Genomic DNA, 16,507 nt, shown 5'->3' on the forward strand with positions numbered 1-16,507 from the left:
CTAGTCCCTTGGCATTGACGATTCTTGGCCTGTCCGGCGCCCTTAGCCATGACCCTTCCGCGGCCTTGTACATCGACGGCAAGCTGGTTGCCGCCGCAGAAGAAGAGCGCTTCGTGCGTGACAAGCATGCGAAGAACCGCATGCCCTACGAATCGGCGAAGTTCTGCCTTGAGCAGGCCGGTATCAAGCCGTCCGACGTCGATGTGGTGGCCATTCCGTTCGCCCCCATCAGCCTGTTCGGCAAGGCCCGCTGGCACTACGCCAAGCGCTACTGGTACGCCCCGGATCGCGCCCTCGACGCGATCCTGATGGGCAACCGTCGCTACAAGCGCTACCGCAAGAAGATCGTCTGGTGCCTGGAGCAACTGGGCTTCGACCCGAAAAAGGTCAAGATCGAGCCGGTCGAGCACCACCTGGCCCACGCCTCCAGCGCCTACCACTGCTCGGGCTTCAAGGAAAAGACCGCGATCCTGGGCATCGACGGCAAGGGCGAGTACGCCACTACCTTCTTCGGCTACGGCGAAAACGGCAAGATCCACAAGATCAAGGAGTTCTTCGACCCGGATTCGCTGGGAGGCCTGTATGGCGCGATCACCGAGTTCCTGGGCTTCGAGATGCTCGATGGCGAATTCAAGGTCATGGGCATGGCCCCGTATGGCGACGCCAGCAAGTATGATTTCTCCCGCCTGGCCAGCTTCGAGAACGGCGAACTGGTGATCAACACCGAGTACGCCAACGTCATCGGCCTGCGTCGCTATAAAGAGAAGGGCAAGGGCTTCTACTTCTCGCCCAAGCTGATCGAATGGCTGGGCCCCAAGCGCGAAGGCGATATCGCCGACGAGCCGTACATCCATTACGCGGCCAGCATGCAGGCGCTGTTCGAGAAGCTCGCCTTGCAGATGATCGATCATTACCTGGGCGACATCCTCAAAGAGACCGGCAAGCTGGCCTTCGCTGGTGGCTGTGCGCTGAACGTCAAGCTGAACCAGAAGATCATCGCCCGCCCTGACCTCAAGGAACTGTTCGTCCAGCCGGCCTCCGGCGACGCCGGTACTGCGGTCGGCGCAGCGGCCTATGTATCCCACGCCCGTGGTGTGCCGGTCGAGAAGATGGAGCACGTCTACCTCGGCCCTGCGTACTCCAACGAGGACGTGATCGCCGCCTGTGCCCGCCATCCGAATGCACCGAAATGGCGCAAGCTCAGCGACATGCCGCAGCGCATCGCCAAGATCATGGTCGACGGCAACCCGGTGGCCTGGTTCCAGGGGCGCATGGAGTTCGGCCCGCGCGCATTGGGTGGTCGTTCGATCATCGGTTGCCCGAGCGTGCCGAACGTCGCCGACCGTATCAACGAGCAGATCAAGTTCCGCGAGCGCTGGAGACCATTCTGCCCGTCGATGCTCGACACCGTTGCGCCGCAGATGATCAAGATCGACCATCCTGCTCCGTTCATGACCTTCACCTTCGAAGTGGCCGAGGAGTGGAAAACCCGCGTGCCGGAAGTGGTGCACGAGGACGGCACCTCGCGTGCCCAGGTGCTCAAGCGCGAGTACAACCCGCGCTACTACGACATGATGAAGGCGCTCGAGGAGCTGACCGGCAACGGCGTGTCGCTGAACACGTCGCTCAACCGCCGTGGCGAACCGATGATCTGCTCGCCTACCGACGCGCTGAACATGTTCTACGGTTCGGACCTGCAATACCTGATCATGGAAGACATCCTGGTGGTCAAGGACGGCGCGGCCCCGTATGACCAGCCGCTCTGACCTGCGCGTCCTGCAGTTCTGCCATGGCTACGACGGGCCGTTCCTCGACTGCGCCCGTCAGTACGCCAGCCTGTTCGAGGGGCGTGGCTACAAGGTCACCACAGTCTTCCTGACCGGGAAGGCCGACCCGCAGGTGGCCGCTGGCTGTGCCTCAGACGAAGTGCTGTTTCTCGAGTTCAGCTCCAAGGCCGTGCGCGGCCTGAAGCTGGGCGCGATCCGTGCGCTGCGCAAGATTGCGGCCGAGCGTCGTTTCAGCTTCTGCATCGCCCACCGCTTCAAGCCGATCTATGTCGCGCTGCTGGGCACCGGCTTGCCGGTGATCGGCGTGCATCATGCCTTCGGCGATTACCAGCGCAAGGGGCGACGCCTTTTCGCCAACCTGTTTCGCAAGCGCTTGAGTCTGCTGGGTGTGTCCGAGGCCGTGCGTGACGACATGCGCCGCTGTCTGGCGCAGTGGCCGCACGAACGCATCCAAACGCTGTACAACCGTATCGACGTCGAGGCGTTGCAGGCCAGTCTCGTGCCGCGCGACGAGGCGCGGCGTGCCCTGGGGCTCGATGCCCAGGCGTGGATCGTCGGCAACGTCGGCCGCCTGCACCCGGACAAGGACCAGGCGACCCTGCTGCGCGGTTTCGCCGAGGCGTTGCCGGGCCTGCCGGCCAATGCGCGGTTGGTGGTGCTGGGCAAGGGGCGGCTGGAAGACACGCTCAAGGCCCAGGCGAGCGAGTTGGGGATTGCCGACCGTGTCGACTTCCTTGGCCAGGTGCCGGATGCCCGCCGCTATTTCCAGGCGTTCGATGTATTCGCCCTGAGCTCTGACCACGAGCCTTTCGGCATGGTCCTGCTGGAAGCGATGGTCGCCGGTGTGCCGTTGCTGGCCACGGCCTGTGGTGGTGCGCGCGAAGTGGTTGAAGGCGTAGGCGTGCTGTTCCCGCTGGGCGATGCCGGGCAACTGGCGCAGGGGCTGAAGCACATGGCCGGGCTGAGCGACGATCAGCGTCGCGAATGCGCGCAACTGATGCTGCAGCGCCTGCGCGAGCGGTTTTCCGACGCAGCCGTGCGCCTGGCGTTCTGGCAGTTGCCGCAGGTGCGCGCACTGGAGGCTCGGGCCTGATGCTCAATCATCTGCAAGCCTGGCGCGAACGCGGCTGGGCCGTTATCGATGCGAACCAGTACGCCGACGCCTGGCAGCGGTTCGGCGGCAGTGTCGCCACCCATCCGCTGGTGGTCGAGCAACTGGCTGAACTTGCACAGATTCCGGTGCGCTACCTGGGCTGGCGCCGGGGCGGCGAGCTTGTGGCGGCAGTCCCTACCTGGGGACGGCACCTGGCGTTGTCCAAGGATGTTCTCAAGCGTCATGGCAAGAAGGGGCTGTTCGACCTGGGCAATGCCGAGCTCATCCTGCCTGCAGCCGTTGAAGCGGGTGCGCCCTTGCGCCATGCCGGGCGCTACCTGTCGGAGCTCAATCACGGGCGTTTCGAGGGTTTGAAACCCCAGGCCGAGCAATTGGCCATGGCGCGCCCGCATGAAGACCTTTCGAAGAAATTCCGCTACAACCAGCGCCGCGAACTGCGCCTGCTGGAGGAGGCCGGTGGAGTGGTGCGTCCAATCAGCGACTTCAGCGCCGCGGAGATCGCCGCGATGTACTGCGACCTGTTCCAGCGCCGCTGGAGCTTCCCCGCGACCGGCGCTGCGCGCATGGCCGAAGTCGTCGAGCGCCTGCGCGAGCTGCTGATCGGCTCGGTGCTGTTTCTCGAGGACAAGCCGATCGCCATCCAGTTGATCTATCGGGTCGAGTCGCCCGAATGGATCAGTGTCGAGTACGTCAACGGTGGTGTCGATCCTGAAACCAAGGCCTTCAGCCCCGGCAGCGTACTGAGCTTCCTCAATACCCAGGCCGCCTGGGAAGACGCCAACGCCCGTGGCAAGGCCCTGCGTTTCTCATTCGGCCGTGCCGACCGCGAATACAAGGACCGTTGGTGCAATCCGGTCCCGGTGTATCAGGCATGAGTCGCAAGCAGCAATTGCTCAAGCGCCACCGGCGCAACAAGCGCCTCGGGTTGGTGATCGCGTTGTTGCTGCTGATCGCATTGGGAGCGCTGAGCTGGTGGTGGCTGCCACTGCTGCTGCTGCCGCTCGTCTGGGCTGCCCACGAAGCCTGGTTCGCCGACCATCTGTTCTACGCGCCCGGCGAGGATTACACCTTCGATTTCGGTGAGCACAGCCGTGTCGAGGCCGTCAGCATTCAAGGCGGCGTCCTGAACAGCGATGCATCGTTCGGCGATGATGACACGCTGATCCTCGAGATTCGTGTGAAGTCCGGGTGGCTTGGTCGCTTTCTCGATCCTCGGGTCGAGCTGGTCGCGGACGCCATGCGTGACAGCCAGACCTTCGAGCGCGGTGTCGATGGCGTGCGTTTTCTCAACCTGACCGGCCTTGCTGCGGCCCTGCGCGATGGGCGACTGCGCCTGTCGGGGCGTCACTGTCGGCTGCTGGGCGAACCACGCCTGTGGATAACCCCGGCGGTGGTGTTGCGCCAGCGTCGGATCATGGTGGTCGCGCCCCATGCTGACGATGCAGAGCTGGCGGCCTATGGGCTCTACAGCCAGGCCGACGAGGCCTGGGTGGTTACCTTGACCGCAGGCGAGATCGAGGCCGAGCACTATCAGCAGATGGGCCTGGCCAAGGCCGAGGCGGCGCAGCTCAAAGGGCGCCTGCGCGCCTGGGACAGCATCGCCGTGCCACGCTGGGCCGGGGTGCCGGAGGCCCGTTGCGTGCAGTTGGGTTACTTCTGTCTGCAATTGCCTGCCATGCAGGCTGCGCCGGATCAGCCAGCGGCCTCGCGCGAGGCGGATATGGCCGATATCCGGCCGTTCCGTCGCTTCAATCCGTTTCCGCTACCGGCCGATGCCGATGGTGCGCCGACCTGGAACAACCTGCTGGCCGACTTGCGCGTACTGCTGCAGATGGCTCGCCCGGAAATCCTGGTCATGCCGCACCCGCAGCTCGATCCGCACCCGGATCATCTCTGCGCCCAGGCCGCCGTGCTCGAAGCCCTGCAGGGGCTGGACTGGCAGCCGCAGACCTTGCTGTGCTACGCCAACCACCTGCACGACAACGACCGCTGGCCCATGGGTGACAGCGGCGACGGTGTTGCCCTGCCGCCGCAACTCGAAGCCGCTCAGCCCTGGGCGCCCTGCAGCCTGGTGCTGGACGTGCCGACCCAGCGCGACAAGGCCATGGCGTTGGGCATGATGCACGACCTGCAGCCGCCGGCGCCGTTCAAGCGTCGCCTGCGCCGTCTGTTGCAGCGCTGGCTGGCCGGGCGGCGACCGTCGCCTTACGGGGAGAACGAATTCTTCCGCAAGGCGGTGCGTCGACATGAACTGTTCTGGCGCCGCGAGCTGTGAGTGCCCGATGATTGACCGCGATGGCGTCACGCCCCCAAGGAATGCAATGAAAGTCCTATTTCTGGTGCAGAAGGAACAACGGGCCATCCTCGATCGCCTGTACGACGGCGTCGCGGCCAACTGCGAGTGCGACTTGCGCTGGCTGTCGAGCGACGACCAGCGCAACCTGCGGCGCTACTTCAAGCGTGAAGTGGACGTCGAGCGTTATGACCGTATCGTCTTTTTCCTGCGCTTCAAGCAGGAGATTCGCCAGGTCGGCTTTATCCGCACGGTCCCTAATCTGGTGATCCTCGAGCACGATGCCTACCAGAACTACATTCCCTGCAAATACACCGGCAAGTTCAGCGCGCACTACCGCAAGCTGCCTTGGGCGCGAGTGATCAGCTCTGGCTACATGGTCAGCGAGCGCCTGCGCCAGGAAGGTTTCGATGCGGTGTTCGTGCCCAAGGGCTATGACGAGCAATTGCTGACCGACCAGGGGCGCGAGCGTGATATCGAACTGGCCTTTGTCGGCAGCACCAAGAGTGTCGCCTATAGCGGCCGCAAGGCGTTGCTCGATGAACTGGGGCAGGTGGAAAACCTGGTGGTGACTCGCACCAAGTCCGGTGAAGACTACTGCAACACGCTCAACCGTATCCGCTTCTTCGTCAGTGCCGACGTTGGCATGGGCGAGTACATGATCAAGAACTTCGAGGCCATGGCCTGTGGCTGCGTGCTGCTGGCCTTCGACCAGGGCGAGGCGGAAAACCGTGCGTTGGGTCTTGAGGACATGCACAACGTGGTGCTGTACGACAGCATCCCGGTGCTGCAGGAGAAGTTGCGGACATTACGCGCCGATCCGGCACTCGCCGAACGCATCGCCGCCAATGGCCGCGAACTGGCGGTTTCTGGCTTTAGTTTTGCCCAGGTCGGGCGTAGCATCGTCGACCACATGATGCCCCCCCTCAGACCGCGAGCGCCGCTTAGTGCTTGGCAGCGCCTGCGTCTGAAACTGGGGCTTTGAACCACATCAACCTGTCCGTCGGACGGATCGGAAATGGCCGCAAGGCGGAGGGAGCCCAGTGCGCTTCTCGGAAAACAGTGACATCACGCTGGTGGTAACCAGTTGCGGGCGTTTCGACCTGCTCAAGACAACGCTGGAAAGCTTCGACCGCTACAACACCGCGTCGATCCGTGAGGTGTTCATCACCGAAGACTCGGGAGACGATGCGGTTCACGCGGCCGTTCCCGAGCATTGGAAGGCCCACTGCAAGGTGTTCGTCAACCGGCCCAAGCTGGGGCAGCTGGCGTCGATCGACCTGGCCTACAGCCACGTCAAGACGCCCTACATCTTCCACTGCGAGGATGACTGGAGCTTCTATCGCCAGCACTTTGTCGAGGACTCCCGGCTGATCCTCGAGGCCAGCCCACAGATCCTGCAGGTGTGGCTGCGCAGCCATGCTCACGACCTGGCGATCCATAGCCCCTACATTCGCCTGGGCGACCGGCAGGTCATCGCGCAGGTGCCGTGTTACCCGCTGCTTTCGGATAAAGCCGATTGGCAAGCGTTTTCGCTTAACCCAGGATTGCGCCGCCTGAGCGATTACCAAACCTGCGCACCATTTGCTGCCTATTCTGGAGAGAAGGCGCTGTCGCGTCGTTATGCCGAGCTGGGCCTGACTGCGGTCACGCTCGAGGGCGATGCGGTGCTGCATACTGGTTTCGGTAGCCATGTGACCTTGCCCGAGGAAGTTCAGCGCAAGGCCAAGCGTCGCCAGCGCGATCGGATCAAGCTGGTGGCCGCGCTCGTTGTAGGAACATTGGTCGGTATTGGAATCGGCTTTCTTGCTCATTGAATCGGTTGACCTGGCGGTCGGCCCGCCGGGTATGAGGGAGCTCTACCGATGAATGTTGTCAATGTGATGTGGTCGGGAGGTGCCCCGTACATGTCAGTTCACAAGGTGCACCGTCAGATGTTGTGCCATGTTGCAGAAGGGGCCGAGATCAGCAACTGGCTGCTGCTGGGCGATGGCCTGTGCTGCGGCGAGGGCACGACCCGAGAGTGGCACATGCCGCCTCGCACACTCAAAGGCCGAAGTTTCTGGCGCTGGCTGACGCCTGTGTTGCGGCGCCGTTTGTACAAGGCACTGCAGCAGACCCGCCCCGATGTCTTGCTGCTCGACGGCATGGGTGTTGCGCGCCTTGTCTTGCCGTTGATGCGCCATTTCCCTGATGCGCGAGTGACGGTGCTTTTTCATGGGTCGACTCGCTTGCGCGGCAGCGACATTCGCTTGCTGCGTGCGGTCGAGGCGCACCGCCTGAGCATCGCTGCGGTTTCCCACACCCTTGCCCAGGCGCTGGAGCAGGCGCTTGGTCGTTCTGTCGAAACGCTGCGTGTCGCGCTGGACCCACAGGTGTTCGACGCAGCACTCTTCGAGCGTGACCACGCCAGACGAGAGCTTGCCCTCGTTCAGCGTCCGGGGCCTGTATTCGGCGCGGTAGGCCGGCTGGTGGAAAGCAAAGGTTTCGAGATGCTGATCGAGGCCTTTGCCCAGGTGCACCGGCAGCAGCCGGACGCTCGCCTGGTGATCCTCGGCGACGGCGAGCTGCGAGAGCGCCTCAGCGCCCGTATCCAGGCGCTCGGGCTGGGCGAAAGCGTGCAACTGTGCGGTTATCGTCCCGATCTATCTCAGCTCTATCGTGCCTTCGACTGGCTGCTGGTGCCTTCGCGTTCGGAAGGGCTGGGGCTGGTGCTACAAGAGGCGGTGCTGGCCGATGTGCCGGTGCTGTGCAGCGACCTGCCGGTGTTCCGCGAGCAATTGGGGCAGGCCGGACGCTACCTGCCGGTAGGGGACCAGGCCGCCTGGGCGCATGCCATCGGGGAGTGCAACACGCTCAGCGTCAAGGAGACGGCTGCCGGGCAGCGTGAGGCGCTGGCCCCGGAGCAGGCCTGGCGGGCATTCAGCCAGGGCTCGCGGACGTTGTTGCGGGGTTGAGGCTCAGCGCTCGAGCAGCGCCGACTTCAGTTCGGTGAGTGGGAAGTGGTCGCCGAGCCGCTCCCGTTCGATGTAGTTCGCCAGATGCTGCACGTTGCGCCGAACCATGCGTGCCGACAGCGGAGGGCGCAGGAAACGCATGTCGGCGACATCGATGAGGCCAAGCTGTTGCTCAGGGGTGACCACGACGTTGCCCAGGTGCAATGAACGGAAGTAGATCCCTGAGCGATGAAGGTGGCGGATCAGCGCGATCAGTGCCGGCAGGTAGTCATTCCAGCTGAACCCCGGCAGGCGCGAGCGCTGCAGCAGAGTTTCGCCCGGCAGCGGGCGGTAGAGCACCGCGGTGCGCCCCGGCAGGTCCAGCTTGTGATGGCTGATCACTTCCAGAGTGGGAATGCCCAGTTGCACCAGGCGCGCAGCGTTGTCGATGAAGCGCTGGGAGTAGGGACGCAGCAGCGCAGATGAAATCAGACGCTTACGACGAAAAACCTTGAGGATATTGCCATCCTCGAGCAGGTAGACTTTGGCGCCGTGACTGTCGGCCTCCAGAACCCTGGCGCCGAGTGTCAGCTGATCGAAGTCGGGCTGGGAGAGTCGGGAGCATTGCATGGATGGGTGCCTTGTCTTCTGCAAGCAAAATGACTGGCAATAATGCCGAAAATAATGCGGTTGCACCATGACGGTGTCATTGGACTGATCGGGGGAAGGAATGTTGTATGAAAAGCGCTGGGCCCAGGCCTGGCTCGGATTCGGTTTCGTCTGGTTCCTGGCTGCGATCGCCCTGGCGCCGAGCAACAAGCTCTACCAGCAAGGCCTCATCCTGTTCCTCTGGCTACCGACCCTGGTCTTCGCCTGGTCCGCCCGGCACCTGTTCGTGAGCGGGTGGCGACGTCAGCCGGCACTCTGGACGGCGATTGCACTGTTGTTGGCCTGGGGAGCGTTGAGCCTGGTGTGGTCATCCACCGAAGAGGGCGGACGCGAGGGTAAGCGGCTGGTCTATATCCTGCTGTTCCTTATGGCTTTCCCATTGCTGGCGCAGCTTGGTGCCCACCGTGTGCGTATGTTGTTGCGCATCGGTGGAGTCCTGATGGCGGTTGCTGCACTGATTTCGATCTACCGCTTCTATCATGTGGCCGGCAACGTACTGGTTTCTCGTCTTGAGGGAATCGGTGAAATCAGCCATCCGATCCTGGGCGCCTATGTCGTCGGTGTCATGGCCGTATTGATGCTCAACGATTGTCCGCGCAACCGCTTCGTGCAGTCGGGTTGGCTGCTGGCTTTGGCCTGCCTGGGGGCTTTCATCGCCTTTTGCCAGAGCCGCGGCGCGGGCGTGGCCTTGCTGCTCACTGTGCTCTTGGCGCCATTCTGGATGCGTGATCGGCTCAGCAAGCTGGTCTTCGTGTCATCGCTGCTGATCACTGCCGTCGCGATATTCCTGTTCCAGGACCTGATCATGCAGCGGGGTTCCTCTTATCGGCCCGAGATATTCCAGTCCTCGATGCAGATGATCGAACAGCACCCATGGACCGGCCTGGGGCTTGGCGCGTTCTACCGCGTGGAGGCAATGGGGATCCAGTTCGACCATACCCACAATATGCTCACTCACGTCGCCGTCGAGCTGGGGCTGCCCGGTATGTTGCTGTGGATAGCGGTATGGCTGTTCGCCCTGCGCGAGATCCTGCGTGCCCGGGAGACCATGTTGGGCAAGCTGGCGCTGGCGGTCTGGGTGTTTTCAACTGTGGCCATGCAACTCGATGCGGCAAGCCTGACTGGCACGCCACGGGCGGAGTGGTTCATCAGCTGGTTGCCGGTCGGTCTGGCGATGATGTTGCCGTGGGTGCATGCCGAGCGAAAAGCCTGTGGTAAAATTTCCGGTTCAACCTGAACAGCGAGCTCGATGATGGCCGAAACACCGCGACCGGCGGAGAACCCCACCAGCCTGAAGATCTATTTAAGGCTCCTGGGCTATGTGAAACCCTACATCGGCATTTTCCTGCTGAGCATTGTCGGTTTCGTGATCTTTGCCTCGACCCAGCCGATGCTGGCGGGGATCCTCAAGTACTTCGTCGATGGCCTGAGCAATCCGCAAGCGGTGTTGTTCCCCGACGTTCCCTATCTGCGCGATCTGCAATTGCTGCAGGCGGTGCCGTTGCTGATCATCCTGATCGCTGCCTGGCAAGGGCTCGGGTCGTTCCTCGGCAACTACTATCTGGCCAAGGTCTCCCTCTGCCTGGTCCACGATCTGCGCCTGGAGCTGTTCAACAAGCTGCTGGTGCTGCCCAACCGCTACTTCGACAGTCATAACTCCGGGCACCTGATCTCGCGCATCACCTTCAACGTCACCATGGTCACCGGTGCTGCCACCGACGCGATCAAGGTAGTGATCCGCGAAGGCCTGACGGTGGTGTTCCTGTTCGTCTACCTGCTGTGGATGAACTGGAAGCTCACTCTGGTGATGGTTGCCATCCTGCCGGTCATTGCAGTGATGGTGAGTACCGCCAGCAAGAAATTCCGCAAGCAGAGCAAGAAGATCCAGGTGGCCATGGGCGACGTCACCCACGTGGCCTCCGAAACCATCCAGGGCTACCGCGTGGTGCGCAGCTTCGGCGGCGAAGCCTACGAAGAGCGTCGCTTCAGAAACGCCAGCCAGAGCAACACCGACAAGCAGCTGCGCATGAACAAGACCGGCGCCCTGTACACCCCGGCGCTGCAACTGGTGATCTACAGCGCCATGGCCGCGTTGATGTTCCTGGTGCTGTTCCTGCGTGGCGATGCCTCGGCTGGCGACCTGGTCGCCTACATCACGGCGGCAGGTCTGCTGCCCAAGCCGATTCGCCAGCTTTCGGAGGTCAGCTCGACCATCCAGAAGGGCCTGGCCGGCGCCGAGAGCATCTTCGAGCAGCTCGACGAGAAGCCTGAGGTGGACGGCGGTACCGTGGAGAAGGAGCGTGTCGAGGGTCGTCTGGAGGTGCGCAACCTGAGCTTCACCTACCCAGGCACCGAGCGTCAGGTACTGACCGACATCAGCTTCGTCGCCGAACCCGGGCAGATGATTGCCCTGGTGGGGCGTTCGGGCAGCGGCAAGTCGACACTGGCGGCGCTGATCCCGCGGTTCTATCACCACAACAAGGGCGAGATCCTGCTCGACGGTGTGGAAATCGAACACTATCGCCTGCGCAACCTGCGTCGGCATGTGGCCCAGGTGACCCAGCATGTCACCCTGTTCAATGACACCGTGGCCAACAATATCGCCTATGGCGACCTGGCCGGTGCGCCGCGCGAGGCCATCGAGGCTGCCGCGGCCGATGCCTACGCCAAGGAGTTCGTCGACCAGTTGCCCAAGGGTTTCGACACCGAGGTGGGCGAGAATGGCGTGCTGCTGTCCGGTGGTCAGCGTCAGCGCCTGGCAATCGCCCGGGCGCTGTTGAAGAACGCCCCGCTGCTGATCCTCGACGAGGCGACCTCGGCGCTGGACACCGAGTCCGAGCGGCATATCCAGGCGGCGCTCGACCATGTGATGGAGGGGCGCACCACCCTGGTGATCGCGCATCGGCTGTCGACCATCGAGAAGGCCGACCTGATTCTGGTCATGGACCAGGGGCGTCTGGTCGAGCGTGGTACCCATGTCGAGTTGCTTGAGGCTAATGGCCATTATGCCCGCCTGCACGCCATGGGGCTCGATGAGCCGGACAAGGCCGATATCACCTGAAACCCTCATGAATCGGGGCGTGTGCGCCCCGATTGTCACTGGAATTGTCCCCACCGCAGTTGGCGTTAAAGCCGCCGGCTGCCGTGTGCTAATATCCTGCCCCTGTTCATTTTTTCATATGGGTTGCCCATGAAGTTGTCCATGCCGCGTTTCGATCAAGCCCCGGTACTGGTGGTCGGCGATGTGATGCTCGACCGCTACTGGCATGGCGGTACCTCGCGTATCTCGCCTGAAGCGCCGGTGCCGGTGGTCAAGGTCGACCAGATCGAGGATCGGCCTGGCGGTGCGGCCAACGTTGCCTTGAACATCGCGGCGCTTGGGGCCCCGGCTTCGCTGGTGGGTGTCACCGGCCAGGACGAAGCAGCCGACAGTCTGGCCAACAGCCTGCAGGCCGCTGGTGTGCGTTCGGTGTTCCAGCGTATTGCGCACCAGCCCACCATCGTCAAGCTGCGGGTCATGAGCCGCCACCAGCAACTGCTGCGCATCGATTTCGAAGAGCCCTTCGCCACCGATCCGCTGTCGCTGGGTGCCGAGGTCGATGCACTGCTCGAAGGCGTCAAGGTGCTGGTGCTGTCGGACTACGGCAAGGGCGCACTGAAGAATCACCAGTCGCTGATCCAGGCTGCTCGCAGCAAAGGCATTCCGGTACTGGCCGACCCCAAGGGCAAGGATTTTTCCATCTATCGCGGTGCCAGCCTGATTACCCCCAACCTCAGCGAATTCGAGACCATCGTCGGGCGTTGCGCCGATGAAGCCGAGTTGGTCGCCAAAGGCCTGCAATTGCTCGATGATCTTGACCTCGGCGCGTTGCTGGTGACGCGCGGGGAACACGGCATGACCCTGCTGCGCACCGGGCATCCGGCCTTGCACCTGCCGGCCCGCGCCCGCGAGGTGTTCGATGTCACTGGTGCTGGCGATACCGTTATCTCGACGCTGGCGGCTGCCATTGCCGCAGGCGAGGACCTGCCGCACGCGGTGGCCCTGGCCAACCTGGCCGCTGGCATCGTCGTCGGCAAGCTGGGTACGGCGGCCATCAGCGCCCCGGAATTGCGCCGCGCGATCCAGCGTGAAGAAGGCTCCGAGCGCGGGGTGCTGGGGCTCGAGCAACTGCTGCTGGCCATCGACGACGCGCGTGCGCACAACGAGAAGATCGTCTTCACCAACGGTTGTTTCGACATTCTCCACGCTGGGCATGTGACATACCTGGAGCAGGCTCGCGCCCAAGGGGATCGCCTGATCGTTGCGATCAACGACGATGCTTCGGTCAGCCGTCTCAAGGGGCCTGGGCGTCCGATCAACAGCGTCGATCGCCGGATGGCGGTGCTCGCCGGCCTGGGCGCGGTGGACTGGGTCATCAGTTTCCCTGAGGGAACCCCTGAAAACCTGCTGCGCCAGGTCAAGCCGGATGTGCTGGTCAAAGGGGGCGACTACGGGATCGACCAAGTGGTTGGGGCGGATATCGTCAAGGCCTATGGCGGCACGGTGAAAGTGCTGGGCCTGGTCGAGAACAGCTCGACCACCGCGATCGTCGAGAAAATTCGCAAGAACTGACCTGCCCTTGAAGGCGCAGGGCAGGTGGCAGCGGCCAAGCGCCGCTGCTGCTATTTATGCAGTGTGGTCTTCGCCCGCTGCAACAACGCCCGCGCCTTGTCGCTGAAACGCTGCAGGTGCGAAGGCTTCTCGGGCCGACTCTCCACCAGCCCTTGCTGACGCACCCATTCCCGCCAACGTACGCGTTCCTCTCTCACTACCCAGCCATCCTGCAGGGCGAAGCTTTCGGCCAGGTACAGCCCGCGCGTGCTCGCGGGAACAAGCTGATCCTTCTTCAGGGTGTACAGCTCCGCCAATGGCTGGCCGTCCTTCAGGGGCATCAGGTACAGGTCGGGGCGCTTGCGGTTGAGCCGGGCCACCAGTTGGTCACCTTCCAGGCGCTCGTCGACGTGAAACAGGCTGAGCGACTTGGCCTCCTTGGGTACTTGCAGGCGCAGATCGTAGATCAGTTGCAGCGAGGCGGTGGGCAGGTGCACATAGGCCCGTGGCCGCTCCAGTAGCATCAGGTTGCCGCAGTGTACCGGCCGCGCCGCGCCCGAGGCCGGGCTCAGGGTGAAGGGCAGGGCTTCGCGGTAGTGCAGGGCAGCGGCATACGGGGCGGGTAGCCAGGTGTCGTTGAAGCGTCCGCTCAGCCAGCCTTCCGGGGTTTCCAGCAGGCACTCTTCTGCCACTTCCTGAATGGCAGTGTGCAGTGGGAGGTTGAGCTCCTGGGCAGGTACGTAACCGGAGATCAGCTTGAGTACCACGTCGCCGCGGTCCTGGCGGCGTTGACGCACCAGCACCCAGTAGTCGCGGTTCTGCCAGTTGAGGGTCAGGCGTACCGAAACGCCCAGGTTGGCCAGTTCGATGACGAAGCGTTGGCTGTCATCCAGCTGGATCGCCTTGCGCCGTTGCAGGGTCTGGGCGAAGTTCAGCGGCATACCGATGCTCTGGTAACTCAGGCGTTCGGGGGTGGCTTCGACATGCAGCGGCAGGGTCTTGAAGTTGCTCGGGTTCTTGCGGATAAGCGTACGCGCCACGAGGCTCCTCCTTGCATTCGGCGGCCGCGTGAGCGGCTCAGGCCTGGCCCAGAATACGGGCGACGGTGGCCACGTTGTGGGCCAGGTGCAACGGATTGATGGTGCCGACAATAGCACTGCTCACCCCCGGATGGGTGAACAGCAGCTCGAAGCTGGCCTGGACCGGGTCCACGCCTGCAGACAGGCAGATATGCCCGCTGGCCAGGGCCTTCTTCACCAGGATGGCCTTGCCGTGTTCGGCAGCGTAGTCCAGCACCGGGCGCTCCGCCTGCTCGTTGAGGTTGTAGGTAACCATCGCGCAGTCGCCCTGCTCAAGCGCTTTCAGGCCGCCGGCGGCGGTCTTGCCGGAGAAGCCGTAGCCGAGGATCTTGCCCTCCTGCTTGAGTGCGGCGAGCGTCTGGTAGACCTCTTGCTGCTCGAGGATGACCAGGTCGTTACCGTCGGAGTGCACCAGCACCAGTTCGATGCGGTCGGTTTCCAGGCGCTTGAGGCTGCGCTCGACTGAGCGTCGGGTATGGGCGGCGCTGAAGTCGAAGTGCGACAGACCGTTTTCGAACTCTTCGCCGACCTTGCTGACGATGATCCACTCGTCACGCTGGCCACGCAGCAGCGGGCCGAGACGCTCTTCGCTGCGGCCATAGGCCGGCGCGGTGTCGATCAGGTTGATGCCCAGCTCGCGAGCCTGCGACAGCAGCAGGCGGGCATCGTCGTCGCCGGGAATGGTGAAGCCGTTGGGATATTTCACGCCCTGGTCGCGGCCAAGCTTGACCGTGCCCAGCCCCAGTGGCGATACCTTCAGGCCGGTGCTGCCCAACGGGCGGTGGAAATCGTGCAGGGTCGGCAGGCTCATGGCAGCAGTTGCTCCCAGGCGGGCACGCCGAGCGGTGGACGCGGTAGGTCCGTCAGATCGACCTGGGCGCTCGGGCGAATACCATCGCGTTCGAAGGCGGCCAGGATGCGGTCGGAGAAGTCTGGCGCCAGCGCCAGTTTGGTCGGCCAGCCAACCAGCAGGCGATCCTGCTCGCTGAGGAACGCGTTGTCGGGGCGCACCAGGCCCGACTGTGCGGGCTCTGCGCGATCGACGCGCAAGGTCGCCCAGCGCACCTGGCTTTGATCGACCCAGGGCAGCAGGCTGGCGATCTCTTTTTGCGCCGCAGCGATCTGCGCGGCCGGCTCGCGTGCCACGCCATCGGCTTCGGCGAGGTCGCCGCCCAGATACCAGACCCACTGGCCATCGGCCGCCGGGTGGGTGGTCACGGTGACCCGTGGCTTGGGCCCACCGCCCAGGCAGTGGGCGTACAGTGGCTTGAGGTTGGGGCCCTTGGCCAGGACCATGTGCAAGGGGCGGCGTTGCTGCGCGGGCTGGCTCAGGCCGAGGGCATGCAACAGGTCCTCGGTGCCGCCGCCGGCACTGAGCACGATGCGTTGGGCACGGATCTCGCGGCCATCGACCTTCAGGCCGACCAGCGCCTGGCCGTCGCGCAGAGGCTCGATCCGCTCGCCGGCGAGCAGGCTGTCACCGGCGAGCTGCGCGAGGTTGGCGAGCAGGCTGGGCACATCGATGACCAGCTCGGCCAGGCGGTAGACCTTGCCTTTGAACGCGCGATCCTGCAGGGCAGGGGGCAGTTGCTCGCCCTTGACCTGGTCGACCCGGCCTCGCACGGCCTTGCTGGCGAAGAAGCTGGTGAGGTTGCCGGCCAGGGTGCCCGGCGACCAGAGATAGTGGGCGTCCGAGAGCAGGCGGGTGTCGCGCAGGTCCAGCTCGCCGCTGCCGGCCAGCGCCTCGCGCCAGCGCCGCGGCATGTCGGCGATGGCCTCCGAAGCGCCGGTCAGCGCGCCATGCAGGGCGTACTTGGTGCCGCCATGGATGATGCCCTGGGACTTGATGGTCTGCTCGCCGCCAAGGCTGGCGCGCTCCACCAGCACTGTCGAATAGCCCAGGCGACGTAGCCGGGCATTGAGCCAGAGGCCTGCGACCCCGGCGCCGACGATGAGGACGTCAGTGGAAATGGCGGATGGCATGCGGGCACCTCGAAAACTGGAACGATTGCCCAGTATACAGCCCGTGCCCGGCAAT

General features: G+C 63.8%; 14 protein-coding genes. 10 read left to right on the forward strand and 4 right to left on the reverse strand.

Annotated features, from left to right (window positions below; translation table 11 throughout):
• Positions 1 to 8 precede the first annotated feature (8 nt).
• Genes AC2CGW_RS17190 through AC2CGW_RS17220 form a run of 7 tightly spaced genes read left to right on the forward strand, consistent with a single transcriptional unit; the run spans position 9 to position 8,151 of the window.
• Positions 9 to 1,766 (forward strand): carbamoyltransferase family protein, encoded by a 1,758-nt coding sequence (locus AC2CGW_RS17190; protein WP_186665871.1) that lies wholly within the window; start codon positions 9 to 11, stop codon positions 1,764 to 1,766.
• On the forward strand, positions 1,750 to 2,880 hold the full coding sequence (locus AC2CGW_RS17195; protein WP_484574348.1) for a glycosyltransferase: 1,131 nt from the start codon (positions 1,750 to 1,752) through the stop codon (positions 2,878 to 2,880). Before AC2CGW_RS17190 ends, AC2CGW_RS17195 begins: the two co-directional genes overlap by 17 nt.
• Positions 2,880 to 3,776 carry an antimicrobial resistance protein Mig-14 gene (locus AC2CGW_RS17200; RefSeq protein WP_484574349.1) on the forward strand — a complete coding sequence of 299 codons (897 nt, stop codon included), beginning with the start codon at positions 2,880 to 2,882 and terminating at the stop codon, positions 3,774 to 3,776. Before AC2CGW_RS17195 ends, AC2CGW_RS17200 begins: the two co-directional genes overlap by 1 nt.
• Positions 3,773 to 5,176 carry a PIG-L deacetylase family protein gene (locus AC2CGW_RS17205; RefSeq protein WP_186665877.1) on the forward strand — a complete coding sequence of 468 codons (1,404 nt, stop codon included), beginning with the start codon at positions 3,773 to 3,775 and terminating at the stop codon, positions 5,174 to 5,176. Before AC2CGW_RS17200 ends, AC2CGW_RS17205 begins: the two co-directional genes overlap by 4 nt.
• Positions 5,177 to 5,222: 46 nt before the next feature.
• A complete protein-coding gene (locus AC2CGW_RS17210; RefSeq protein ID WP_186665879.1) occupies positions 5,223 to 6,179 on the forward strand; it encodes a glycosyltransferase family protein in 957 nt (318 codons plus the stop codon).
• Positions 6,180 to 6,237: 58 nt separating this feature from the next.
• On the forward strand, positions 6,238 to 7,011 hold the full coding sequence (locus AC2CGW_RS17215) for a glycosyltransferase family 2 protein (protein ID WP_186665881.1): 774 nt from the start codon (positions 6,238 to 6,240) through the stop codon (positions 7,009 to 7,011).
• Positions 7,012 to 7,059: 48 nt separating this feature from the next.
• On the forward strand, positions 7,060 to 8,151 hold the full coding sequence (locus tag AC2CGW_RS17220) for a glycosyltransferase (RefSeq protein ID WP_186708233.1): 1,092 nt from the start codon (positions 7,060 to 7,062) through the stop codon (positions 8,149 to 8,151).
• A gap of 3 nt (positions 8,152 to 8,154) precedes the next feature.
• Here the strand turns inward: AC2CGW_RS17220 and AC2CGW_RS17225 are convergent, their stop codons facing one another.
• Positions 8,155 to 8,760 carry a BUD32 family EKC/KEOPS complex subunit gene (locus tag AC2CGW_RS17225; RefSeq protein WP_186708231.1) on the reverse strand — a complete coding sequence of 202 codons (606 nt, stop codon included), beginning with the start codon at positions 8,758 to 8,760 and terminating at the stop codon, positions 8,155 to 8,157.
• A gap of 100 nt (positions 8,761 to 8,860) precedes the next feature.
• Here AC2CGW_RS17225 and AC2CGW_RS17230 point away from each other — a divergent pair, with 100 nt between their 5' ends.
• The 3 genes from AC2CGW_RS17230 to hldE all read left to right on the forward strand — a co-directional run bounded on the left by AC2CGW_RS17230 (position 8,861) and on the right by hldE (position 13,411).
• Positions 8,861 to 10,036: an O-antigen ligase family protein gene (locus tag AC2CGW_RS17230; protein ID WP_411383384.1), complete on the forward strand. Its 1,176-nt coding sequence runs from the start codon at positions 8,861 to 8,863 to the stop codon at positions 10,034 to 10,036.
• Positions 10,037 to 10,051: 15 nt separating this feature from the next.
• A complete protein-coding gene (gene msbA, locus AC2CGW_RS17235) occupies positions 10,052 to 11,860 on the forward strand; it encodes a lipid A export permease/ATP-binding protein MsbA (RefSeq protein ID WP_484574350.1) in 1,809 nt (602 codons plus the stop codon).
• A gap of 129 nt (positions 11,861 to 11,989) precedes the next feature.
• On the forward strand, positions 11,990 to 13,411 hold the full coding sequence (gene hldE, locus AC2CGW_RS17240) for a bifunctional D-glycero-beta-D-manno-heptose-7-phosphate kinase/D-glycero-beta-D-manno-heptose 1-phosphate adenylyltransferase HldE (RefSeq protein ID WP_151926040.1): 1,422 nt from the start codon (positions 11,990 to 11,992) through the stop codon (positions 13,409 to 13,411).
• Positions 13,412 to 13,461: 50 nt separating this feature from the next.
• On the opposite strand, the gene AC2CGW_RS17245 is transcribed toward hldE, so the two are convergent.
• From AC2CGW_RS17245 to AC2CGW_RS17255, 3 genes are read right to left on the reverse strand one after another with little or no spacing between them, the layout of a single operon-like run.
• A complete protein-coding gene (locus AC2CGW_RS17245) occupies positions 13,462 to 14,430 on the reverse strand; it encodes a metal ABC transporter ATPase (RefSeq protein WP_186708225.1) in 969 nt (322 codons plus the stop codon).
• Positions 14,431 to 14,467: 37 nt separating this feature from the next.
• A complete protein-coding gene (locus tag AC2CGW_RS17250) occupies positions 14,468 to 15,280 on the reverse strand; it encodes an aldo/keto reductase (protein WP_484574351.1) in 813 nt (270 codons plus the stop codon).
• Entirely contained in the window at positions 15,277 to 16,452 is a 1,176-nt protein-coding gene (locus AC2CGW_RS17255) for an NAD(P)/FAD-dependent oxidoreductase (RefSeq protein WP_186708223.1), read from the reverse strand. The genes AC2CGW_RS17250 and AC2CGW_RS17255 overlap by 4 nt, the downstream gene beginning before the upstream one ends.
• Between the last annotated feature and the right edge of the window lie 55 nt (positions 16,453 to 16,507).

It is taken from the genome of Pseudomonas sp. SYWMCR5 (assembly GCF_057197165.1).

Coding starts and splice junctions, on each gene's coding strand:
- AC2CGW_RS17210 (WP_186665879.1), top strand. CDS start 5,223: ATGAAAGTCCTATTTCTGGTGCAGAAGGAACAACGGGCCATCCTCGAT.
- msbA (WP_484574350.1), top strand. CDS start 10,052: ATGGCCGAAACACCGCGACCGGCGGAGAACCCCACCAGCCTGAAGATC.
- AC2CGW_RS17255 (WP_186708223.1), bottom strand. CDS start 16,452: ATGCCATCCGCCATTTCCACTGACGTCCTCATCGTCGGCGCCGGGGTC.
- AC2CGW_RS17200 (WP_484574349.1), top strand. CDS start 2,880: ATGCTCAATCATCTGCAAGCCTGGCGCGAACGCGGCTGGGCCGTTATC.
- AC2CGW_RS17250 (WP_484574351.1), bottom strand. CDS start 15,280: ATGAGCCTGCCGACCCTGCACGATTTCCACCGCCCGTTGGGCAGCACC.
- AC2CGW_RS17195 (WP_484574348.1), top strand. CDS start 1,750: ATGACCAGCCGCTCTGACCTGCGCGTCCTGCAGTTCTGCCATGGCTAC.
- hldE (WP_151926040.1), top strand. CDS start 11,990: ATGAAGTTGTCCATGCCGCGTTTCGATCAAGCCCCGGTACTGGTGGTC.
- AC2CGW_RS17225 (WP_186708231.1), bottom strand. CDS start 8,760: ATGCAATGCTCCCGACTCTCCCAGCCCGACTTCGATCAGCTGACACTC.
- AC2CGW_RS17205 (WP_186665877.1), top strand. CDS start 3,773: ATGAGTCGCAAGCAGCAATTGCTCAAGCGCCACCGGCGCAACAAGCGC.
- AC2CGW_RS17230 (WP_411383384.1), top strand. CDS start 8,861: ATGTTGTATGAAAAGCGCTGGGCCCAGGCCTGGCTCGGATTCGGTTTC.
- AC2CGW_RS17220 (WP_186708233.1), top strand. CDS start 7,060: ATGAATGTTGTCAATGTGATGTGGTCGGGAGGTGCCCCGTACATGTCA.